The organism is Franconibacter pulveris (genome assembly GCF_056780215.1).
Genome location: NZ_CM165555.1, coordinates 941,061 through 959,774, shown reverse-complemented (window position 1 = coordinate 959,774; position 18,714 = coordinate 941,061). Strand labels below are relative to the sequence as shown.

The following is an 18,714-nucleotide window of genomic DNA, read 5'->3' as shown; positions in this document are numbered from 1 at the left end:
GAAGCAGACACTGGTTAATCACTTAAAAAAGCGAGTGTAAGCATCAAAAACCTGGAGGCCCGGTAAAGCCGGGTCGTTAATCCTGCTTTAACCATTAAAAAGATAAGTCTCAACGGTGGGAGTAGCAACCGTCATTGTTACTCCCTCTGACCAGAATTATTATTTAGGAATACTGGCCTTCTCGAAAGCTTTAAAACCATCTTCAATGGCAGGAATAATTTCCACCATTTCAAAATAAGGTCTGGTTATAAGTTCCGAGTCCCTTAGCCGCTCAATAGCAAAATAAAATGCCTGCATATCTTCTGCCTGTAACATAGCGACATCAGTACATTTTGTGGTAAACGCCTCGGCGTCAAACATTCTTAGCGTGACTTTATTATCGGACAAAACGGTAGATAATACGCTATCAGCAATGCGGTTTCTTTCAGCGCGCTCCAGACGGAGCCATTCCTTTGTTGTCTTAAGTAAAACAAAAACGGTTATCATAAGTACCTCATGTGTGGAGTATTTAGAACGTTACCATGTTTTTGTTCAGGAAATTTATTTGACGATTCCCCTTTTAGTAACAAAAAATTATTGAACACCCAGGCGTGGCAGGAAATTCCGATCTGTTAATTGCCACACCTAATTGCCACACCGGGAAACGGGGTGCGAGGAACATCTGCCTCTGGCACGACGCGGACAGAAGAGACAGTTTTAATGCCTGCTATGAGCGAGGAGCGGACATTAAGCTACTTAAAGTATACGAAATAGAGAAACTCAGACGCACCACGGAGACTATCTCATCACTGGAGTTGAGCATTAACATTTTTGAATACAACTTATAAGGTTCCTCAACAATTAATGTATTGAAATACCCATAACGTCCACTCCATGCGCATTTCTAGCAGTAACCACGCGGTAAAAGACGCAGGTGACCACTGCATCAGAGGGAGCTAGAGAACGCGTGAGCAAAAGTAATGTAGTCGCATGAACAAGCCAGTAGAGAATTGATACCATTTTAGTAGCCATAAGAGACATTTTCTCATAATTTATATAAGGTATGACTGAGTCACGGCCTGTATAGGCCGATCGATTAAACAATTTTAGTTTGAAAATGTAGAGCCGGAGTAAGAATGTCAATTCCTGATAGCATTGCTGCCAAAATACTTGTTAAATCAGCTAGACATTGCTGCATTTGCAGAAGATTTTCACCATTGCAGATTCAAATACACCATATTGTCGAGCAAAGTGAAGGGGGTTCTAACGATGAAGATAATTTAATATCTATATGTATTTTATGTCACTCCTCTGTTCATACAAAAATGCATATGACTAAAGGATTTAGCAGGGAAGAATTAAAAGGGCATCGCGATGCTGTGTACGATATGGTAGAAAAAGGGAAGCTACCTTTACAGCCTCAGGTGACTGGTGAAGAAATGCATGCACTATCAGCAGTCATCATTGAAACCTTGAAAGTAGAGGGTAAGAGCAAGGAGCTTTCTGATCGTGCAACGAAAATTTTATTGGCGGCAGCATGTGAAGAAAGCCCCGCATTAATAGAACGAACTGATGGGGGTTTTTTTATTACGATCAATAGGCAAAATTTATTCTTTGATTCGAAGGGCGCAAAACAATACCCTGAAGAGATATTTGAACTTGCGCACGCTGGTTTTATGAGCCTTGATGGAGGGCAATCAAACATAACAGATGCTGGTCTTGCCCATGTACATAAGCTCGTAAAAACAACTTCCAAATATGTGGAAAAAAAAGTCAAATGTATGAAATGCAGTCTGCATTTTATTATTTTTTCATGGTTTCCCGACGGGCATCGCGCAGATACGCTTCATTGTCCAGAGTGCGGACAGTCAGAAGGGCTATTTTTGGTTTGGGCTCAGCAGAAATTTGGTTTTATTTTTGACCAAGTTCCTGGTAATTCTGCTTTATGGGATAGGGGTGATTTCACAAAATTATAGCACTGAAGTGCATCATAAATTTTTATTTAGTCACAACAAAAAGTTCTCACTTTTTAAATTGAGTAAGCACAGAATTAAATACCAGCCTAACGTTTGTGCTTACTCTCAATTCTCACATTCGGAGTAAGCAATTTTGAAAAATAATATCGATAAATGTTATGTAGAACTGCGTAACTGTGTTTAAAATCTATTATACCTGCCATCTGAATCATCGTGATTACTTCCCCCAGATTCGAAAATCCGCCTAGGGTCGAAAATTGCTCTACATCAGTGTCCGCTTCTGGCACGAAGCGGACGGGGACGTAGCGCTGATGGGCTGCTATGAGCGAAGAGCGGACTCTGGTATTATTTGCTTGTATTGGTGATCAGTGATAGTGCTTGCTAATATTTGAGCGTATGCAAAAAAACAAACATATCTTTGAAATGTTAATTTGGAACGGGAAAATGGCAAAATTATATGTTATCGACAGATACAATCGCTACCAAGAAAAACAAATTTTATCGCTGAAGAAATTTGATGATATCACACCTATCGAACTGGGGAATTTAGTGATTGAGTTATTCCCTGATGGTGTATCAGATCAAGGTAACTACTATTTCCTTTCGAATGTACCTTATATAGACCCAACGATTAATATAGATTGGTCATTTGAATTTTATCGGCGCGCAAAGTACCCAACCAAACCATCGCGATGGCAAAGCTTATACGCTTGGCAATCCTTGAGTGAAGCGATAGCGTTCAGAAAGTCTAATGGTAGTCCCGATAATCCCATTTATGAGATTGATGTAGATTTAAGTAGATGCCATATCGCGGATATGCGCTTATTAGATAATCCCGACTCTGCACTTGTACATACTTATCGTGCAGAGTTGTATTGGCAGGGACAAACAATACCAACTCATATTGTTCCCGACTGGCCCACTAAATGGGAGGTTCTGGTTCCCTTACCAATCACAATAGGGAAGCAGATTTATTAATATTATCAACAAGAGTTACCTGTTTACTACTCAGGGCTGCTGTTGCAGCCCTGACAATCTTAGATTTCAATCGACTCAGAGATCTCTAACGCATCATCGACTTCAGTGCCCAGGTAACGGACTGTGCTTTCCAGTTTCTTATGGCCCAATAGAAGTTGGATCCCCCAGAGATTCTTGGTTTTCTTGTATATCAGGTAAGGTTTTGTTCTTCTCATGGAATGTGTGCTGTAAAGCGAAGCTTCGAGACCAAGCTTTTTTACCCACCCATGAAAAATTCGGCTGTATTGTCGGGTTGATATGTGCCGGTTAGTTCCGATCCGAGACCGAAACAAGAAGTCTTTACTGTGCAAATTGCCAAGCTTTATCAATGCAGCAACAGCCTCTCTTGTCCCTTTGGTTATCTCAAATTGCACAGGGCTACCGGTTTTCTGTTGCAGCACCGTTGCTCTGCTTGAAACCGAGCTACCATATGCAACATCAGATACTTTGATGTTCACCAGATCGCAGCCTTGTAGCTTACTGTCTAAGGCCATATTGAACAGAGCTAAATCACGCGTTTTACCTTCCAGTTCAAGCCGGATTCGGATCCCCCAGATATGAGATATCTGAAGTGGTCTTTTTTGGCCTATGATACGGTCTTTATTCCACGGTGACGTGTTCATACTCAAATCTCCTGCAATGTGGGAGATTTGAGTATGGTTGTCCCTTATGAGCAAGGAGCAGACAGGGGCCGTTGGTTGTTGTATAACGATTTCATTTAGATTGACAGTGTGATGAGAAAGGAAAGATGGGCAAAGAAAACAGAGATGATTTTTCTTCCAAGACTAAGCAAGCTTTAGCAGCAAGAGCGAATTTTAGATGTTCTTTTACAGGCTGTGCCCAGATTACATGTGGACCCAGTCATGAGTCTAGTTCTGCGGTGAATAACACTGGCGTTGCTTCTCATATTTATGCTGCAGCTCCTGGCGGCAGGCGATACAGAAGGGATATGACCTCTGAAGAACGTTCCGATATCACTAATGGTATTTGGTTATGCGTAACCCATTCTGTAATGATTGATAGAGATGAAATAACATTCACTCCCGAAGTATTATTTAAAATGAAAGAGGAACATGAACGTAAGATTCAACATGAACATTTAAAGTTACCGGAAGAAGCCAAATCCGAGTTGTTTAGGTTAGGTAGTCAATTAATTTTTACTGGAGAATTATTATCAGTTGAACCCACCACATGGAATATAAAAATTGATGAATATATTTCTGGTGATAAGTTTGACATTTTAAATGTGATAAATTGCTTCGACGATCTTACTAATGAAGGAAAATGTATAATTTCAGAATCACTTAGTGATGCCCGTCTACTCACAACTCCCCCTAAAATAGTTTTCACTTCTACTGGCCTAATTTTAGAGTTAAAAGTATCACCAAGAACCAAACGAATTAGTGGTCGTAACCTTGGGGGTGATTTGGCTTTAGATGATAATGGTGATCTTCTCATTGAAAATGGTGATATTAAGATCATTTCAGGCATAGATAGACTATCACAGCATCTCATGATCTGCTTATCAACGCAGAAAGGAGAAGTTTACGGACAGCCTGAAATTGGAGTAAACCTTTCTGAATATTATAAATTGTTCAAGTGCACTACTTGGCTTGAGCGGATTTTAAAACTTGAAGTGATTTATCATTCGGCTTTAGGCCCAGAAAACCATTTGCCGGTGGAAAGACAAACCACTCTTGAGTGTATTGATCGAGTAGAAGATTTTTATATGGTCAGTGACATTTTAGATAAAGATTTTTTTACTGTCTTTATCGGTGTGCAGGTAAAAGATTATGGGCTTTGGGAAGGTGAAGTAAAAATCTATCTTGATAAAAATGCTAAATTGCTATCGATTTGACCGACTAGCCTCATAGATTGATAAACATACATATAAACTTACGCCAAAGTCTGTAATTGGCGCAGAGCGGACAAATTGACAGTCCTGTCTGGCTCCCTCAGAGTTAACCATTAATGTCGTTATACTGCCCGGCATGGTCGGTCAGTCCGAACGAACCGCATCAGTTCCTAAGTTATGGGAGAAGTTTTGGCATTTTGCCCTGTCGTTCATCCCGCAACTGCTTTACCTATTGCGCCATAGTAGAAAGACCAACACTCATAGCAGTGGCCGCATCTTCAACGGTGTACTTCTGGTCAAGGGCCAGTGGAGCGGATTCGTGTTTAAACTCTGCGCTGAAACGTCTTCTTTTCATTGGGACACCTGTATTGTTCTGAGGTGAGGATATCACCTCTTTTCAGGTGACCAACTGCAGTGTGCCACTACAACAGCCAAAGAGACGCTGTGCCGCTATAGCAATTCCATCTACGATTTCGTCTATAAAACGAACAGCAAGCATTGCCAAAGTGTGAAGACGTTCGATAGCAGCGAAAAGTTAAAGCACCGTTGCGGCCTCTTCCCTTAGTGTTATTTAACTAAAATCTAGCCACGTTTATATTAGTGAATTTGTTACATTTGATCGTTTACTTTCCACCCGGCCTTATAGGTACACTTTCTTTATGGATTTTTATAACAACATAAGGAAAAAGAGAAAATGGCTATTCCAGCTTACCTATGGCTTAAAGATGACGGCGGCGCAGATATCAAGGGATCTGTAGACGTTCAAGACCGTGACGGCAGCATTGAGATCAACGGATTCTCCCACAGCTTAAACATTCCCACAGACCCAATGACCGGGAAGATTACCGGGACTCGCAAACACTCCGCGCTGATTATCCAAAAGGAATTTGATAGCTCCAGCCCGTACCTCTACAAAGCTGTTGCCACAGGTCAGACGCTTAAATCTGCAGAGTTCAAATGGTACAAGATCAACGATGCAGGGCAGGAAGTGGAATACTTCAACATGCTGTTAGAAGGTGTGAAGATTGTGGGTGTTTCTCCCGTTATGCACGATACCAAAGACGCGAGCAAGGAGAAGCATAACCACCTTGAGTGTGTCGAGTTCCGTTATGAGAAGATCACCTGGAAGCACTGCGACGGCAATATTATGTTTACCGATAGCTGGAACGAAAGAGCGCAAGCATGAGGTATCCGACATTAGCGGCAAATCCTCACCCGCCGTATGAGTTATCTGCTATAACCCCGCCTGGTGTGAGTGTTGTCAATAACATGATGATGGCTCGCTTTCACCGTGGCCCGTCAGCCCTCACCTATGTCTGGTTTTACTATCAGGTAAGGAATCATGGACCGTGGGACTATAAGCAACGTGGCAGTAAATATGCAGCCTTTGGTAACTTTAACTATGGTGCGGTTGGAGCGGCTGCGGGTATCCCGGATCAGATCTTGCTACGTGGTGCAGGTGCTGCGCAAATTCTCGCAGGTACAAGCCGTCCGGAGTTTGCGGATTATCCAGGGCCCAATTCATATGGTGATGATCCTCAGGATCAGACTTGGATAAGAGCAGGGATAGACTATGCGAAACGTTCGGGTTTTTAAGTGGGTGGTGGTGCTATTGCTCGTCGTGGCTTGCTATGGCGCGTATAAGGCTCTCAACTCGCCAATCGACCAAACTGTTTACAAGGTTGAGAAGGTTAACTCACAGGTGTCACTGTACGTCACAGAGGGCAGCGCAGGTGCTACCACAGCCTTTGTGTACCAGTTTTATTTAGTCCCTCCAAAAGTCACGGAAGCGACTTTCCTGAAAGGTATCGGGGATAAGTATCAGCCATTTTTATCAACGTCTGACGGCAACGCAAAGATCGCGATACGTGATAGTGCTATTCATCTGAACGTGAAAGGCGATGTGTACCGCTTCACCAATGGGGCGAGCTACTCAACCACGATCTATCTGAATGCTTCACCATTCTAAAAGCATAGCCAGCTTTAACGCTGGCTCTTTTCTTCTGATTTCAGACAACAGAAGCCATAAAGCCCCGTTAGTGGTATTAGCAACAAGCGGAGCGTAGCAATTTCATCAGATTGTCAGAAGGATCACACCTTATCAGAGTACTCGTGTACCTTTCGGAACGTGAGCGAAGCGCTGGCAGAGCCGGATCTGTAGCTACCGGGGCATTACCACTATTCACCTGTTTACGCAGCCACAAGGCCGCACATCGGGCTTAAATGCGTTTGATAATCTGCTTCGGGAGGATGTGGAGACGTTGGCAGCGTCATCAGCTTCGAGTTGAGAGCGGTCCGTGGGGACTGTTCACGCTTTGTACCTGTTCGAGCTTTACAACTACAGAACTCCAGGCTGCTACGTACTAACATCCCTGAATAGCCACGATTAACCATACGGCAACTGTTGGTCATAGAATATTGTAAAAAGAGATCGTAGCTTGAGAGCGAAATTATATGTAAATAATTTTTTTAATTATGTTTTCCAATTTAGTGGTAAGGAATCAATAATGAAAAAAATCCTGCTTGGTCTTCTGGTCTTATTAATAGCAGCATTCGCATTTAAATCATGCCTCAGCAGTAAGAGCGCTTGCGGAAGTAACGAAAAAGACGTGCTGAAGCAAAGTTGCGAAAAATTGCTAAACAACAATTGATTATCGCAGGGGGCGATGGAGAGATCCTCGCCCTTGCTACGGGGAATAATTTATTGGCTGCTTTCGGTGTGAGCGAAGCCCTGCCCCAGAGGGGTATAAATGTTTTTCATGGCATTAACCTTTTCGAATCGTTTAGTGAGCTGTCGCGACAAACTTATTTTGAGTGCTCAACATCGCAAGAGCACTCAAGTTATTCACGAACTCAATTTTTTTCATCTGTTAAAGGCCGTACTTCAGGAAACGGCTCATGATCATCTTCGCCTAACAGCTCGGGCTGATACTCACGCCATAGCTGAATCTCCTCCCGCTCAAGTGCCTCTTTTGCTCCCTTACATTGCTGCAACTTATACCCGCGTTTGCTGGCCTCATGCTGATAAGCAGCCATGCGCCGGCTAAAGTCGTTCAGGAACGCGAACGGCACACCATAAGAGCCAGTTTTGCGGATAGAGGGGATAACCTCGCGAAATACCCAATTACTGAAACGATGGGAGAATGTGCCCGGCGTAGTAGCTTTACGGCTGCGGGCGATCAGCTTGTAGAAACCAGATTCAGAGACAGCGCTCTGATTTGGGTTCCCGCGAATACCGTAAGTTAAAGTTACGGTATTTCTCTCGTCATCATCCAGAGCCTGCAACGCCATGCGCGAATTGGATAGTTCCAGCGCCGCGCAAACATCTTTTGCAACGAACCACGGTTCACCGTTGATCTTAACAATACGGACTTTCGCGGCCTCAAATTTAATGACCGAAATATCATCGCTGCTGTTTTCAGGTTGAGCAAAACCCTGCCCGGCTAGGGCATTTTTGTTAGTCATAATAATTTTCCCGGGCTAAGTTACAGTTGAGGTTTTTTGGAAATTAATGCATCACGTTCTTCGATACGCTGGCTTATCCAATCATCAACTTCACTTTCAACAAATGCGATGGCTCGTGACCCAACTTTGACGAGGCGAGGGAAGCGATCTTGAGGTATAAGCCTGTAAATCCAGGTTTTTCCATTACCGGTGCGGCGCATAACTTCAGGCATTTTAATAAGGCGTACTGACATCTATCCTCCTGTCTTCGTGTGGCGTCATCGGTAGACGCCAATAGATTACAGGAGGAATTATGCCGTTCATGTGGAGTAAGGATAAGGCATAGTAAACCTACTGTACCGGTAGAGTGAGTTACCTCTACCCCTTGTTATTTGCTGCAGCTCTAAGATGTCTTAGTATCACATCTTCATTTGTGATTGGTAATGGAGGTATCTCACTTTGACGAGCCATAATACAATCACGCCATTTTTCAGGACTTATTTCCTTGCGTTCTCCACGACATTCCTCAGGATATTTCGATAATAAGCATATAGCATATTTGTATAGTTTCTCCCGATTTATTGCATGACGTTCAGCGCTTTGGTTGTTTTTTTTTGCTTTTTGCACCAAATCGGCAGTTAGGAAAGTCTCATTATCACTACACTCAGGTAGATCGCTGTAGTCACCATTATAGTTTAATAATTTTCTCATCTGCTCTGATGTTATCCACAAGTCATTTGCAGTTATTTCAACATCTGGATAATTTTCTTCATATTCATCGTTATCATCCTCACTATTATTATTATCGGAATGTACCGGCAAAGGAATTAAGCATAAACTAGGTGTGCTTACATCTGTACGATAAAGACCTAAAGAACCCCATAAAAGAGAAGAGCGCCCATAGTTCATTATCGAATTTATTACCGGCAACTGAGGAACCCAGAGACCATAGCCTCTTCCTTTATGACTTTGGGATTGATTCCCTAATGGATTGCCCTTTGCATCTAAACTTTGATAAACCTTGGATGAAAGACGCATTCATCACTCTCTTCATCATAAGCAAGTCGATCAATAGAAAAAGATGTGTATTTTGATAAATATTTTGCAGCAGCTAGTACACTGCCATCATTTTTTAAGGATAAATACCATTCATCCAGTCCATCGGGTTTACCATCGACAAAAAGTACTGAACTTAAACCATCTAACCTAACGCAAAGGATTATTTTCTCGGATAATGCAAGGCTAAGTAGATCCTCATTACTCATCCCCAAGAAATCAGCAGCCCTGTTTAATCGACAAAATGAAAAGGGTATAAAAATATTTTCAGGCATCACACCACCTCATCCCTCTGATTATTCGGATATGTCAGCCCGCAGAGGTATGCAGGTTTTCGGTGACCAGCCTAGACAATGCCTAATCATTGTTCGTCTACTGAAGTCTACTACTGTCAATAAGCACTGTCTATACATACAGTTAGACGCTTTTCCCAAAGGTTCCATGCATAACATTTTCGCCGTTTTCCAACGCTTCCATATAGCCGGCATACCACTGGAGCATTTCACGACGGCCGTCTATGTATCGAGCATGATTGTAAGTGCTGCGGATAGAGTTTTTATCGACTTGTGCCAGCTGCGTTTCTATCCATGCAGTGTTGTAGCTTGTTCGTGCAGATAGTACTCATGGTGTGCCGGAAACCGTGCCCGTTGACTTTTCCGTTATAGCCAATCCGCTTAAAGACTTGGTTTATGCTGACTTCACTCATTGTTTTTCGCGGATCATTACGGCCAGGGAGCATAAGCGGGTAATTGCCTGTTAGCTCTTGGAACTGGCCAATAAGCGTAAGAGCTTGTCTGGACAACGGCACCACATGAGGGCGACGCATTTTCATGCGTGAGGCTGGTATTTCCCAGACCGCCTTACTGATATTGATTTCATCACAAAATGCCCCGCGGAGTTCGCCGGGACGCAAGCCGGTGATAATCAGCAGACGAGCGGCCAAAACTACTAACTTTGAGTCGCCAGTATTTGCCGCCATTAGGTTTGATAAGGAGATACAGACCACCACCATCAGCCAGCTTGTAAGGCTTATCCTTAGGGTTGGCGGCGTCCACCTGCCGAGCGTTTAGTTTAACTTGGGGGTAACTCCTTTAGACCGAACAGCAAATACCCCCATAAGTACCCCCAAACGACCGTAGGTTTCAGGAAACTTTAGTAGACGTAGAAATACTAAAAGGGGCTGTAAAGCTCAGAGTATAAGGGGGTTTCAGTGAACTTTAGTAAATTTGGGGAGACGTTAGAATGGTGCCGGTAATAGGAGTCGAACCTACGACCTTCGCATTACCGAAACTCGCGTAACCACATGAGTTTGTGAAGTTAGATTGTAGGACGCATTTGTAGTAGGTGCTACATGATGAAGTAGTCTTACTCCGAAAGAGCTCAAACTCTTTTACTGCGATCTCCTGATGGCATTTAGATTTTACTTTATACGAGAACAGAACTCTTCCCAGCGAGCGACCAAGGCAATTTTATCAAGTGACAGCACTGTTTGAATTACGTGTCCTTCAAAATCGAGGTAGCTATCAATTGCTCGCTCACTAAAATGAATCGTGAGGGTTTCCGGGTTGACTGCCATATCACCGCGATCAAAAACAGCATGAAGGTCTTTTCGAACAGCAATCCCATTAGCTACCTTCATCGCACCTCCATTACTATGCGGGTGTATATGCGCAGCATCCAATGCGGCACGATACTCAACACCAGTTACAGCACACACATTCAAGGAATTCAGCAATACTGCATTACGGAAGCGAGCCTGACCGAAGCGACTATATGTGTTATAAGTCTTAATCATTGAGCTATTCACCATATCCCGTATCTGATCGGGATGTAGCTCGAAATCAGCTTGATCAACCTGACTCGGTTTTAAGTAAGAGTGGCTTCGTGCTGATCCTCTAACCTCGTTGTAAGTCGAGTAAAGCTCTCCTCTCGTCATTGCTTCGATTCGTGCGGGCTGATAGCCCTCTTTAATCAAGCGACGATAAGCACTTCGGTAGTCTTGTTGGGACTTTTCAGAAAGTAAAACACCGCCTTTTCCATCAAATGAAATTAACCAGAAATCTTCTTGGTTACTGACCTTATTCTTACATGCCTTCAAGTGCCAGCCACCATCTCTCGCCCAATCAGCTCGCTGATTACTATGATTGGTCGTGTCATACCCTAAGCTATTGAGCCAGCTATAAAATGAAGTAAAACCCAAATTCTGAACTTCTAAAGAAGGAATACGCACAACTTGTAGTGTGTGGCGCGGTTTTAAGAGTGGAGCGGATTCGTTCAATGATTTTTCCTAAAGTTAAATACTGCCGTTACTCACTCAAACCGGAAATGCAACTGCGTTCAAATTCCGAAAGGACAAATGAATATCAGTCACTTTCAAGGCTACCCCATCAAGTTCATGTTATATATGATTTTTTTATTACACTTACTTTGACTTAGCCTTGAAAAAAACGCCACCGTAACGCCTACGTAATGCACCTGAATTTTGGTGTTTAATTCACTCTTATATAAACAAAAGGCTGATGAAACGGTAAAAAATTCGCACCCAATAAACACTGTTCATCCATACAGCATCAGAATTCTTAAACTTATACTTGCTCTACCTTCTCAGTTTGTCCCATCGCACCGCTGACACAATGCCCCAATTGCCACTGGCATTAGGCCTACGCCACTTTGCGGTCTCCATGCTACGTAGATACTCAAGTGCTTCGGAAAACGTGCCAAAACGCTTCTGAGCCGTTTTATCACCTACGCCAAACGAACCATCGCGACTACTCGCAAGTCCAGGATTAAAGCACGAGCCATCGGCCGCGTATGGAACCAACAGTTCCGGGTCGTCATCTTTAGATGAGTCAGACGCTAATAACTGCCATGGCTCAACACTCAGAGCGTTAGCCAGCACCTCAATCGCATCAAGAGACGCGTTGGAGCCACCACGTTCAATACGACTCATATAACTACGAGCAAACCCACACCGATCAGCAAAGGCTTCCTGGCTCATTCCGGTGGCAATGCGCAGTTCTTTTACCCGCTCGCCAAACTGTATTCTCAAGGTTTTTTTCATGCACTGAATGTGCAGTTTTGACCACTGTAAGGCCACGCTCCATATGAGACATTTTGAATCTAAAAGCTCTATTTGTGAGCACAATCTCCCTCGCAAGAAGCCTGTATCACTACAGCAAATAGATTCAAAATGAATACCAATAGTGACAAATAGAATCAAACCGTATGATGGTCATCACTGGTTAAGTGTCTCCAGCACTCACTACAAGCTGTGACGTTGTTTGGCAAATGAGGGAATCATGACGGAATCAGGCTTTATATTACCGATGGCAGCGGGAGCCGTGCTTAGCTGGGCCAGTTACAGCATAGTTGCTCACGTTTCAATAAAACGGCAGATCAGCAGCCTACGAGCAATATCATGGGGCATTTTGGGAACTCTCGCTTTGGTGCTGGGAGTGTGTGCGTTTTCTGCTGTGAGTGCAGAACACACAACAGAAAAGCAAGGTGCTGCTTGCTCAGATAATACACCGGAATGCTATGCAAAAGCGCACCACAACCCCGTCAGAGAGTGCAAGCAGGTAATGGACCAGAAAGCGACGTTTCGCCATGTGTGGCAGGAAAGTGAAGCTCAGCCGGTTTTCGGAACTTACTTGTGGCACGACGAGCAAAAGAAAACGATTCAAGCATTTGGACATCAGGCTAAGGCGATTAATAGCCTTGGGATGCAAACACCACTTCAATATTTTTGTGTTTTCAACGCCAATACCGGGGAAGTCATCGCAGCTTCGTTTGAGTAAATACTAGTTTTCAAACTGCTTCATAAATATATGAAGCAGTTTTAGTAATCATAATTATCTGACTGAGGATCTGTCACCGCTAATATCCCAGATTCAGTGATTCCTTTTTTCATAGCATTATAAATTGTCATGAAACTAGGAATCTTCATTAATTTCTTGCCATGAATAAGCTGCGAATCACAATATCCAACAAGTTCCTTCCTACTTGCAGAAAATGGTAACGAATGACTCCGCGGCATGGAATGATTTGTAAGTTGACGTGATCTTTTTTGGACTGCTTTATAAATTTCGTTAACCAACCATCCATCCATTGATTTCATTTGTTCAACGTTGTTAATGATTGGGTAAAAACTCATGATACCTTTGAAATAAATCCTACTACTACGCCCACTCAAATAAGAACGAATCATTTCTTCGTTAAGATCACCATAGAGATACCGTCGGATTTCACATATAGCACTTAGTAGTGCTTCATCCTCATCGTTTGCAGGTATTTTCACTGCTCTAAGAGGGATTGAATTCAATGGTTGAATTAAGTGCTTATAGAGGATGAACGATATTTGTCTTTTTATCTTTATTAAAGATTCTTGTTTTATAGATACATTATCAACTGAAATAGAATAGCCTAAGAATTCGATATGAGACTTTCTGCTTGCTATTTCTGATGGCATTTTTTCATTACATAATAAACTTATACCATCTGACTTATCTTCGTTAATAGCCACACCGGCTTCAATAGAAAAATCAGATATGATATCAAAGGCTTTGCTTATCTTAGAATAATCTTTAGACCAGATGATTGTATCATCAGCATAACGAGCGAACTGTAAACCTTCTTTTTCGAGTTGCTTATCTAATTTCCAACATGTTAAGTTTGCCAAGAATAAAGAAATTGAAGTTCCCTGCGGAATGCCTTTCTCTCTACCATGCAAGAAAGCTTTTATTACATTCCGTTCCTCATTGCTTATCAAGAAACCATTTTGCTCAAACTGAGCATACAGAAACTCATGAGAAATAGTGTCAAAGAATTTACGAAAATCAAATTCAGCGACAAAAATTCTTGAAGAGTGTAATAACTCGACGGATATGTCTTGTATTGCAAAATGGACATTTCGGTCATTCCTGTAAGCGTAGGAAAAAGAACTAAATCTATGTTTATTTTTCTTCAGCAGCCTATGATAAAAAAGAGTAGAAACAGCCGCATCTGGAATCTGATAAATTGAAACCTCTCGACTTCCTCCTGACTTCTTAGGAATACTAGCTAGTTCAGGGGATTGCGGAGCATATGTGCCATCCTTTATTTTCTTTGCAATAGAATGGGCAATACTTTTTGCATGTTTATTTACATAGAAAGGATTGTATTTTTTATCAACTAGCCAGTGATCAGGTTTTTTTACTTGTAATAAATTTGGCGATGTTGTTCGTTCTTTCTTACGATTGTTTTCAATAGCTATCGAATTATGGTAAGCGTGATGTCGCATTGAGAGTTTGGTTGCTTCATCACGAATACTATTAAGTATGCTCTTCTCAAGATCCATTTCGATCAAACGCCTTCATATGAATAATTCGTTCACGGGCTAACCTATGTAAAAGTGAGTCGCTACATGACCTCATCGATAAGCTTTATCTCTTTGAGTTACAAACATGCCAAGCTTCGGCAAGTATAAGAGGCGCCCGCTCTCCCCCTTGGGGAATAAAGAGATTCCACCCCAAATGAAAGTTATTGTCAATAGGCCAAAGAGTTCTTTCCTATAATTTTAAATTTGTGATCGTAGCCCTTGAAACGCCGTATTCACGCGCTAAAGCACTGACACTGGTTCCGCTATTCTTTTTCTCGATAATCGCTCTACGGGCTTCTGGGGCGATTCTCGACGGTCTTCCCAGCTTCTTACCTTCGGCTTTTGCCCGCAACAAACCCGCCTGAGTGCGTTCAATCAACAGGTCACGCTCCATCTCAGCAACCGCTGCCAGCATCGACAATAGAAGCTTACCCGCTGCGGAGGTGAGATCCGTCGTGCCAAGCTGGTGGACAATGACCTTGATATTGCGGTCAGCCAACGCCCTTACCGTCTGGAGAACGTCAATCGCGTCACGTCCCAAACGATCAAGCTTCGCTACCACTAACGTTTCACCATCGCGGATTTTGCTGAGCATTTCAGAAAACGCTTTGCGTTGCACCGCAGGAACCTTCCCGCTAACAACATCAGTAAACCAAAAGTCGAAAGTCCATCCAGCTTGCTCAAGTTCCAAACGCTGGTTCTCAGTATCCTGCTGCGATGTCGAAACACGCCCGTAGCCAAAAATCGCCATAGTCATCCCCTCATCCGGCCCCTGCCAGAAAACGGTGTCAACTTAGGATGGCCTGCCAAAAAAGCCAAGGCTAATTTTCCAACAGAGTGAAAGCACGCGATTGAAAGGTGCCGGAAAACGGTCGTTTGTTGGCACTTCCTGATCTGTTTATACATACAGCAGAGCGTTGCCGCGGAAAACCGGATGACATAACATGAAAATTCTCTGGGCCAAAAAAGGAACAAACATGATTGCTCTCAACACAGTCAAGGGAATCATTGAGATCAGCAGTTGGCATGATATCGTTGAGCGCCCGCATTTTCGCTCAAACATCAACCCTACAAACGTTGACCTTAAAGAGATCATCGGTAGCTACCAATTTCCAGAAGATGTTCCGTGTGGACTCACAACATGTCATCAACCGCATAAACGTGGTTATATCGTAGTGACAAAAGAAGGTTACGAAACCAACATCGGAAAAGATTGTGGCAAAAACTACTTTTCCGTAGATTTCGTCGAAATGAAGACGCGGTTTGATCGAGATGTTAAAACCTCACTACAACGCGACAATATCCGCAAGGCAAAAGAAACAGCACCACAACTCCTTGAGCATGTCGAGGGATTACGGAAACAGCCTAAAGGGGCTGATTGGATCTACTCTCGTATTGAGAAACTCCGCAATCGAGGTGTAATTGGTGAGGCAGCGGCTAACGAAATTCGTAAAATGCTTAAGGAGAGACGTAAAGAGCTACTCTCATCTCGTCTTGCAACGAAAGAAGAAAGAGAGCGGGATTTTTCCATGAATCCGTCTTTGGAGGATAAATACCGTGGCCAACCTTATTACGTTACCATCGTTACAGGCTCGATTAACCACCTCGAAGCAATGTCTAAAGACAATGATCTCAAAGAACTACTGATCCGTGGCGTTACACAAACACTAAGACAATTAATAGATTGTGATGTCGATAATTTGAAGCCTCGTGAACTTGCACAGCTGTCCAAAGATGCAAGCAACATTCAAGCAAAAATTAACATGGCCCAAGAGATCATACCGCTTGCACAAAAATTACTGACAGCTTCAAATCTTGAACCGCTTGCCTTTTGGGTGGAAGAGCATCATGGAGAGCGAGCAGTGGCACCCTTTAAACGCTTTATTGAACAACTCTAAACAAGATAACTCTCTTGCACTGAAGCCTCAAAATGTTACTATCAGTATACATTTTGGGGTTTTGGTATACAGACGCTTACCCAAAATGGCGTATCAACAAGGCTCTGCAACTAGCTGAGCCGGGGTTTAAAGCGGGCGCACCGTTACCCACTGGTCTGGTTCCGAAAGGCGGCGTATGCCAGGGTGCGTGAGGTTGTGTAAGGTGCTGAGTCTTGGACTTGCACAGCCAATAAGAATAGCGAGTTATCATGTTTTGCAAAGGGCTTACGTCGTGAGCCTTTTTTAAAGCAGAGTAGCTCACATCGCCGATCCAAGCAGGGACCCGGAGAAGAGGTTAAAACTCTGGAAGCCTGATTAGCCAAGTGCCTCACTGCAAATCATCGCATTGGCCCTTAGGGCTAGTTTTGCTCCCCAGAAAAGAGGTTTAATAAAACATATAAAACAAAACAGGAAGTTAAGAAGAAATACAACTCAAGAACCAAGTTCTTGTTGTCTTGAAGTTTCAGCTTAGAACCCACCAGAACCCCCAACTCACACGACAAAAGCTACCGAAAAAATTGTCGCGCCGAAAAGTGGATCTCCTAGGTTTGGAAGCGACTCTCAAAGGCGTTGCGTTCAAAAACTTCGGTGGCGACAAAGTCATCCTTATACTTGCACTATAGACGTTGTTGAAAAATCCTCCCCCGCATAGTTGAATAAACCACTTCACAATGATATCCACTACCTTGATAAAAAATGTGCCACGAGGCGACTAACAACGCTTTACAGTCTCTTACGCATAACGCTCTTGCTTTTGTTTAAGCATAATTAGCACTTCTTAAACTACGTGAAACCCAATCGGCACTCCCCATGAACATTAAATCATTTAGCTTTTTAATTTTGCTTAGCGCCCCACTTGCAACTATCGCAGCCGATACAGAAGAAATCAGCCAAAAACTTGATGATGGTTATCGCTACGCATGTAACGCCACCCAAACAGGCGAGGCGGCTAGCGCGTCCTATAAACTTGAAAATTATAGAACGCTATTCACTGGCACTTCTGCCGTAACAGGCTTCAGCCAGATTATGCACGGTGAGATAGACGGTATGGTGGCTGGTTTTTTTAAAAAGGGAATGATCCAAGGGAACACTAGCACCGCTGCATGTGAAACTCCGCAAGACTTGCTGGCAACAACCACACGAGAAGTATACATCCGGCAGGTAAAATTAACTCTGGCATCTAATTTTGATGACGTTCGCTTTAGCCAATATGCAAATCAGGCTTACCCAATATTTGATTCGATACTTGCCGGAAAAATTAGCGAAGAAGAAGCCAGTAGTTCAATAAATAAGATTGCGAATAATGCCATCATTAACAATGAAGATGCTGGTGCCGTCAGTAATGCAACCAATGCCATGAAGGCTGTCGCAAAAGTTCTCGTATCCATCAGAAACGATAAGGATCTTGAACAATTCTTTTCGGACTATATGAAGAATCACAAGTAGCCTTATCGATGGTTGCAACTCCGGGCTTTCTGATAAACAACAGCTTCACCAGTTGCTCTATGAGAGCGCCGCGAATTCTGCACCATGATTTGACTACCTTCTTTAAAAACTCGCCAGAGAGCCTTACAGCGCGTTTGAACCGCATATCGCGGCTTCTGCTTACGGATGACTGTCTGATTAGTGGTAGCTTGATGGCCCAGTCCAGTTTACTTTATTGCTATCAACCAAGAGCCGCCCAAGAGCGACACGGAGATAACACTTGAGAACCGTCGAGATACTGCAATACACCTTACGCAAAGGCAGCGGCGCCACTTTTCATGCCATCATGCAGGAAATCAGCGTTCCCCTACACCAGCGCCACGGGATCGATGTCGTGTCGTTTGGTAACTCGCTTCATGCCCCAGATTGCTACTATCTGATTCGCGCCTTTGACAGTGCTGAAAGCATGGCTACGATTCTTGAAACTTTTTACGCAAGCGATGACTGGCGCAGCGGCCCACGTGAAGACATCATTGGCAGCATAGAAACCAGCATTAAAACAGTGATGAATCTACCGCCGGAAAGCGTGGAAGGTCTGCGGGTGCAATCATAGGTCATCAAGTCTCACCAAACGCGTTTTGAGCGTCTCCAAATTCAGCACTATGAAAT

Annotated in this window: 21 protein-coding genes and 2 pseudogenes; 10 read left to right on the top strand and 13 right to left on the bottom strand. The window is 43.2% G+C overall.

From position 1 onward, the window contains the following. Positions 1 to 159 precede the first annotated feature (159 nt). On the bottom strand, positions 160 to 486 hold the full coding sequence (locus tag ACU4F7_RS04590) for a darcynin family protein (protein WP_481638121.1): 327 nt from the start codon (positions 484 to 486) through the stop codon (positions 160 to 162). Positions 487 to 1,115: 629 nt separating this feature from the next. On the opposite strand from ACU4F7_RS04590, the gene ACU4F7_RS04585 reads away from it, so the two are divergent. Both ACU4F7_RS04585 and ACU4F7_RS04580 read left to right on the top strand, forming a co-directional pair. After that, on the top strand, positions 1,116 to 1,955 hold the full coding sequence (locus ACU4F7_RS04585; RefSeq protein WP_481638120.1) for an HNH endonuclease: 840 nt from the start codon (positions 1,116 to 1,118) through the stop codon (positions 1,953 to 1,955). 396 nt (positions 1,956 to 2,351) lie between these two features. Continuing rightward, on the top strand, positions 2,352 to 2,933 hold the full coding sequence (locus ACU4F7_RS04580; RefSeq protein ID WP_481638119.1) for a hypothetical protein: 582 nt from the start codon (positions 2,352 to 2,354) through the stop codon (positions 2,931 to 2,933). A gap of 59 nt (positions 2,934 to 2,992) precedes the next feature. Here the strand turns inward: ACU4F7_RS04580 and ACU4F7_RS04575 are convergent, their stop codons facing one another. Further along, positions 2,993 to 3,595 carry a tyrosine-type recombinase/integrase gene (locus ACU4F7_RS04575; RefSeq protein WP_481638118.1) on the bottom strand — a complete coding sequence of 201 codons (603 nt, stop codon included), beginning with the start codon at positions 3,593 to 3,595 and terminating at the stop codon, positions 2,993 to 2,995. 125 nt (positions 3,596 to 3,720) lie between these two features. On the opposite strand from ACU4F7_RS04575, the gene ACU4F7_RS04570 reads away from it, so the two are divergent. After that, on the top strand, positions 3,721 to 4,830 hold the full coding sequence (locus ACU4F7_RS04570) for a hypothetical protein (RefSeq protein WP_481638117.1): 1,110 nt from the start codon (positions 3,721 to 3,723) through the stop codon (positions 4,828 to 4,830). Positions 4,831 to 5,059: 229 nt separating this feature from the next. On the opposite strand, the pseudogene ACU4F7_RS04565 reads toward ACU4F7_RS04570, so the two are convergent. Beyond that, positions 5,060 to 5,182 (bottom strand): annotated as a pseudogene (locus tag ACU4F7_RS04565) (transposase); the annotation flags it as partial. 339 nt (positions 5,183 to 5,521) lie between these two features. On the opposite strand from ACU4F7_RS04565, the gene ACU4F7_RS04560 reads away from it, so the two are divergent. From ACU4F7_RS04560 to ACU4F7_RS04550, 3 genes are read left to right on the top strand one after another with little or no spacing between them, the layout of a single operon-like run. After that, entirely contained in the window at positions 5,522 to 6,013 is a 492-nt protein-coding gene (locus ACU4F7_RS04560) for an Hcp family type VI secretion system effector (protein ID WP_024560485.1), read from the top strand. Next, positions 6,010 to 6,423, top strand: a complete 414-nt coding sequence (locus tag ACU4F7_RS04555) for a polymorphic toxin type 44 domain-containing protein (protein ID WP_071788782.1) — start codon at positions 6,010 to 6,012, stop codon at positions 6,421 to 6,423. Before ACU4F7_RS04560 ends, ACU4F7_RS04555 begins: the two co-directional genes overlap by 4 nt. Then, entirely contained in the window at positions 6,401 to 6,796 is a 396-nt protein-coding gene (locus ACU4F7_RS04550) for a hypothetical protein (RefSeq protein ID WP_481638116.1), read from the top strand. Before ACU4F7_RS04555 ends, ACU4F7_RS04550 begins: the two co-directional genes overlap by 23 nt. Before the next feature lie 884 nt (positions 6,797 to 7,680). On the opposite strand, the gene ACU4F7_RS04545 is transcribed toward ACU4F7_RS04550, so the two are convergent. The 8 genes and pseudogenes from ACU4F7_RS04545 to ACU4F7_RS04510 all read right to left on the bottom strand — a co-directional run bounded on the left by ACU4F7_RS04545 (position 7,681) and on the right by ACU4F7_RS04510 (position 12,388). Further along, positions 7,681 to 8,292, bottom strand: a complete 612-nt coding sequence (locus ACU4F7_RS04545) for a BRO-N domain-containing protein (RefSeq protein ID WP_481638115.1) — start codon at positions 8,290 to 8,292, stop codon at positions 7,681 to 7,683. A 20-nt stretch (positions 8,293 to 8,312) separates the two neighbouring features. Next, positions 8,313 to 8,525, bottom strand: a complete 213-nt coding sequence (locus ACU4F7_RS04540; RefSeq protein WP_481638114.1) for a helix-turn-helix transcriptional regulator — start codon at positions 8,523 to 8,525, stop codon at positions 8,313 to 8,315. A gap of 124 nt (positions 8,526 to 8,649) precedes the next feature. Then, entirely contained in the window at positions 8,650 to 9,309 is a 660-nt protein-coding gene (locus ACU4F7_RS04535; RefSeq protein ID WP_481638113.1) for a hypothetical protein, read from the bottom strand. Next, positions 9,276 to 9,602: a hypothetical protein gene (locus tag ACU4F7_RS04530; RefSeq protein ID WP_481638112.1), complete on the bottom strand. Its 327-nt coding sequence runs from the start codon at positions 9,600 to 9,602 to the stop codon at positions 9,276 to 9,278. The genes ACU4F7_RS04535 and ACU4F7_RS04530 overlap by 34 nt, the downstream gene beginning before the upstream one ends. Before the next feature lie 142 nt (positions 9,603 to 9,744). Beyond that, positions 9,745 to 10,285, bottom strand: a pseudogene (locus ACU4F7_RS04525) (tyrosine-type recombinase/integrase); the annotation flags it as partial. Further along, complete coding sequence (locus ACU4F7_RS04520) at positions 10,206 to 10,382, bottom strand: Arm DNA-binding domain-containing protein (RefSeq protein ID WP_481638111.1); 177 nt, start codon at positions 10,380 to 10,382, stop codon at positions 10,206 to 10,208. The pseudogene ACU4F7_RS04525 and the gene ACU4F7_RS04520, both read right to left, overlap by 80 nt. A 365-nt stretch (positions 10,383 to 10,747) precedes the next feature. Further along, entirely contained in the window at positions 10,748 to 11,605 is an 858-nt protein-coding gene (locus ACU4F7_RS04515) for an HNH endonuclease (protein WP_481638110.1), read from the bottom strand. Positions 11,606 to 11,923: 318 nt separating this feature from the next. Continuing rightward, on the bottom strand, positions 11,924 to 12,388 hold the full coding sequence (locus ACU4F7_RS04510; RefSeq protein ID WP_481638109.1) for a helix-turn-helix domain-containing protein: 465 nt from the start codon (positions 12,386 to 12,388) through the stop codon (positions 11,924 to 11,926). 238 nt (positions 12,389 to 12,626) lie between these two features. Between ACU4F7_RS04510 and ACU4F7_RS04505 the strand changes: the two genes are divergently transcribed. Further along, a complete protein-coding gene (locus ACU4F7_RS04505; RefSeq protein ID WP_284647464.1) occupies positions 12,627 to 13,124 on the top strand; it encodes a hypothetical protein in 498 nt (165 codons plus the stop codon). A gap of 41 nt (positions 13,125 to 13,165) precedes the next feature. Here ACU4F7_RS04505 and ACU4F7_RS04500 read toward each other — a convergent pair whose 3' ends face one another. Beyond that, positions 13,166 to 14,662 carry a reverse transcriptase domain-containing protein gene (locus ACU4F7_RS04500; RefSeq protein WP_079516908.1) on the bottom strand — a complete coding sequence of 499 codons (1,497 nt, stop codon included), beginning with the start codon at positions 14,660 to 14,662 and terminating at the stop codon, positions 13,166 to 13,168. A gap of 211 nt (positions 14,663 to 14,873) precedes the next feature. Beyond that, positions 14,874 to 15,434: a recombinase family protein gene (locus ACU4F7_RS04495; protein WP_079518332.1), complete on the bottom strand. Its 561-nt coding sequence runs from the start codon at positions 15,432 to 15,434 to the stop codon at positions 14,874 to 14,876. Positions 15,435 to 15,627: 193 nt separating this feature from the next. Between ACU4F7_RS04495 and ACU4F7_RS04490 the strand changes: the two genes are divergently transcribed. The 3 genes from ACU4F7_RS04490 to ACU4F7_RS04480 all read left to right on the top strand — a co-directional run bounded on the left by ACU4F7_RS04490 (position 15,628) and on the right by ACU4F7_RS04480 (position 18,658). Beyond that, a complete protein-coding gene (locus tag ACU4F7_RS04490) occupies positions 15,628 to 16,581 on the top strand; it encodes a hypothetical protein (protein ID WP_481638108.1) in 954 nt (317 codons plus the stop codon). Positions 16,582 to 17,430: 849 nt separating this feature from the next. Then, entirely contained in the window at positions 17,431 to 18,066 is a 636-nt protein-coding gene (locus ACU4F7_RS04485) for a hypothetical protein (protein WP_481638107.1), read from the top strand. A 259-nt stretch (positions 18,067 to 18,325) separates the two neighbouring features. After that, positions 18,326 to 18,658 (top strand): NIPSNAP family protein, encoded by a 333-nt coding sequence (locus ACU4F7_RS04480; RefSeq protein ID WP_001261101.1) that lies wholly within the window; start codon positions 18,326 to 18,328, stop codon positions 18,656 to 18,658. The last annotated feature ends 56 nt before the right edge of the window (positions 18,659 to 18,714 follow it).

What these genes read in the sequence shown, in the direction of transcription:
- ACU4F7_RS04555 (WP_071788782.1), top strand. Translation starts at nt 6,010, where the DNA reads ATGAGGTATCCGACATTAGCGGCAAATCCTCACCCGCCGTATGAGTTA.
- ACU4F7_RS04485 (WP_481638107.1), top strand. Translation starts at nt 17,431, where the DNA reads ATGAACATTAAATCATTTAGCTTTTTAATTTTGCTTAGCGCCCCACTT.
- ACU4F7_RS04585 (WP_481638120.1), top strand. Translation starts at nt 1,116, where the DNA reads ATGTCAATTCCTGATAGCATTGCTGCCAAAATACTTGTTAAATCAGCT.
- ACU4F7_RS04580 (WP_481638119.1), top strand. Translation starts at nt 2,352, where the DNA reads ATGCAAAAAAACAAACATATCTTTGAAATGTTAATTTGGAACGGGAAA.
- ACU4F7_RS04495 (WP_079518332.1), bottom strand. Translation starts at nt 15,434, where the DNA reads ATGGCGATTTTTGGCTACGGGCGTGTTTCGACATCGCAGCAGGATACT.
- ACU4F7_RS04500 (WP_079516908.1), bottom strand. Translation starts at nt 14,662, where the DNA reads ATGGATCTTGAGAAGAGCATACTTAATAGTATTCGTGATGAAGCAACC.
- ACU4F7_RS04545 (WP_481638115.1), bottom strand. Translation starts at nt 8,292, where the DNA reads ATGACTAACAAAAATGCCCTAGCCGGGCAGGGTTTTGCTCAACCTGAA.
- ACU4F7_RS04490 (WP_481638108.1), top strand. Translation starts at nt 15,628, where the DNA reads ATGAAAATTCTCTGGGCCAAAAAAGGAACAAACATGATTGCTCTCAAC.
- ACU4F7_RS04590 (WP_481638121.1), bottom strand. Translation starts at nt 486, where the DNA reads ATGATAACCGTTTTTGTTTTACTTAAGACAACAAAGGAATGGCTCCGT.
- ACU4F7_RS04530 (WP_481638112.1), bottom strand. Translation starts at nt 9,602, where the DNA reads ATGCCTGAAAATATTTTTATACCCTTTTCATTTTGTCGATTAAACAGG.
- ACU4F7_RS04535 (WP_481638113.1), bottom strand. Translation starts at nt 9,309, where the DNA reads ATGCGTCTTTCATCCAAGGTTTATCAAAGTTTAGATGCAAAGGGCAAT.
- ACU4F7_RS04550 (WP_481638116.1), top strand. Translation starts at nt 6,401, where the DNA reads ATGCGAAACGTTCGGGTTTTTAAGTGGGTGGTGGTGCTATTGCTCGTC.
- ACU4F7_RS04575 (WP_481638118.1), bottom strand. Translation starts at nt 3,595, where the DNA reads ATGAACACGTCACCGTGGAATAAAGACCGTATCATAGGCCAAAAAAGA.
- ACU4F7_RS04505 (WP_284647464.1), top strand. Translation starts at nt 12,627, where the DNA reads ATGACGGAATCAGGCTTTATATTACCGATGGCAGCGGGAGCCGTGCTT.
- ACU4F7_RS04540 (WP_481638114.1), bottom strand. Translation starts at nt 8,525, where the DNA reads ATGTCAGTACGCCTTATTAAAATGCCTGAAGTTATGCGCCGCACCGGT.
- ACU4F7_RS04570 (WP_481638117.1), top strand. Translation starts at nt 3,721, where the DNA reads ATGGGCAAAGAAAACAGAGATGATTTTTCTTCCAAGACTAAGCAAGCT.
- ACU4F7_RS04560 (WP_024560485.1), top strand. Translation starts at nt 5,522, where the DNA reads ATGGCTATTCCAGCTTACCTATGGCTTAAAGATGACGGCGGCGCAGAT.
- ACU4F7_RS04510 (WP_481638109.1), bottom strand. Translation starts at nt 12,388, where the DNA reads ATGAAAAAAACCTTGAGAATACAGTTTGGCGAGCGGGTAAAAGAACTG.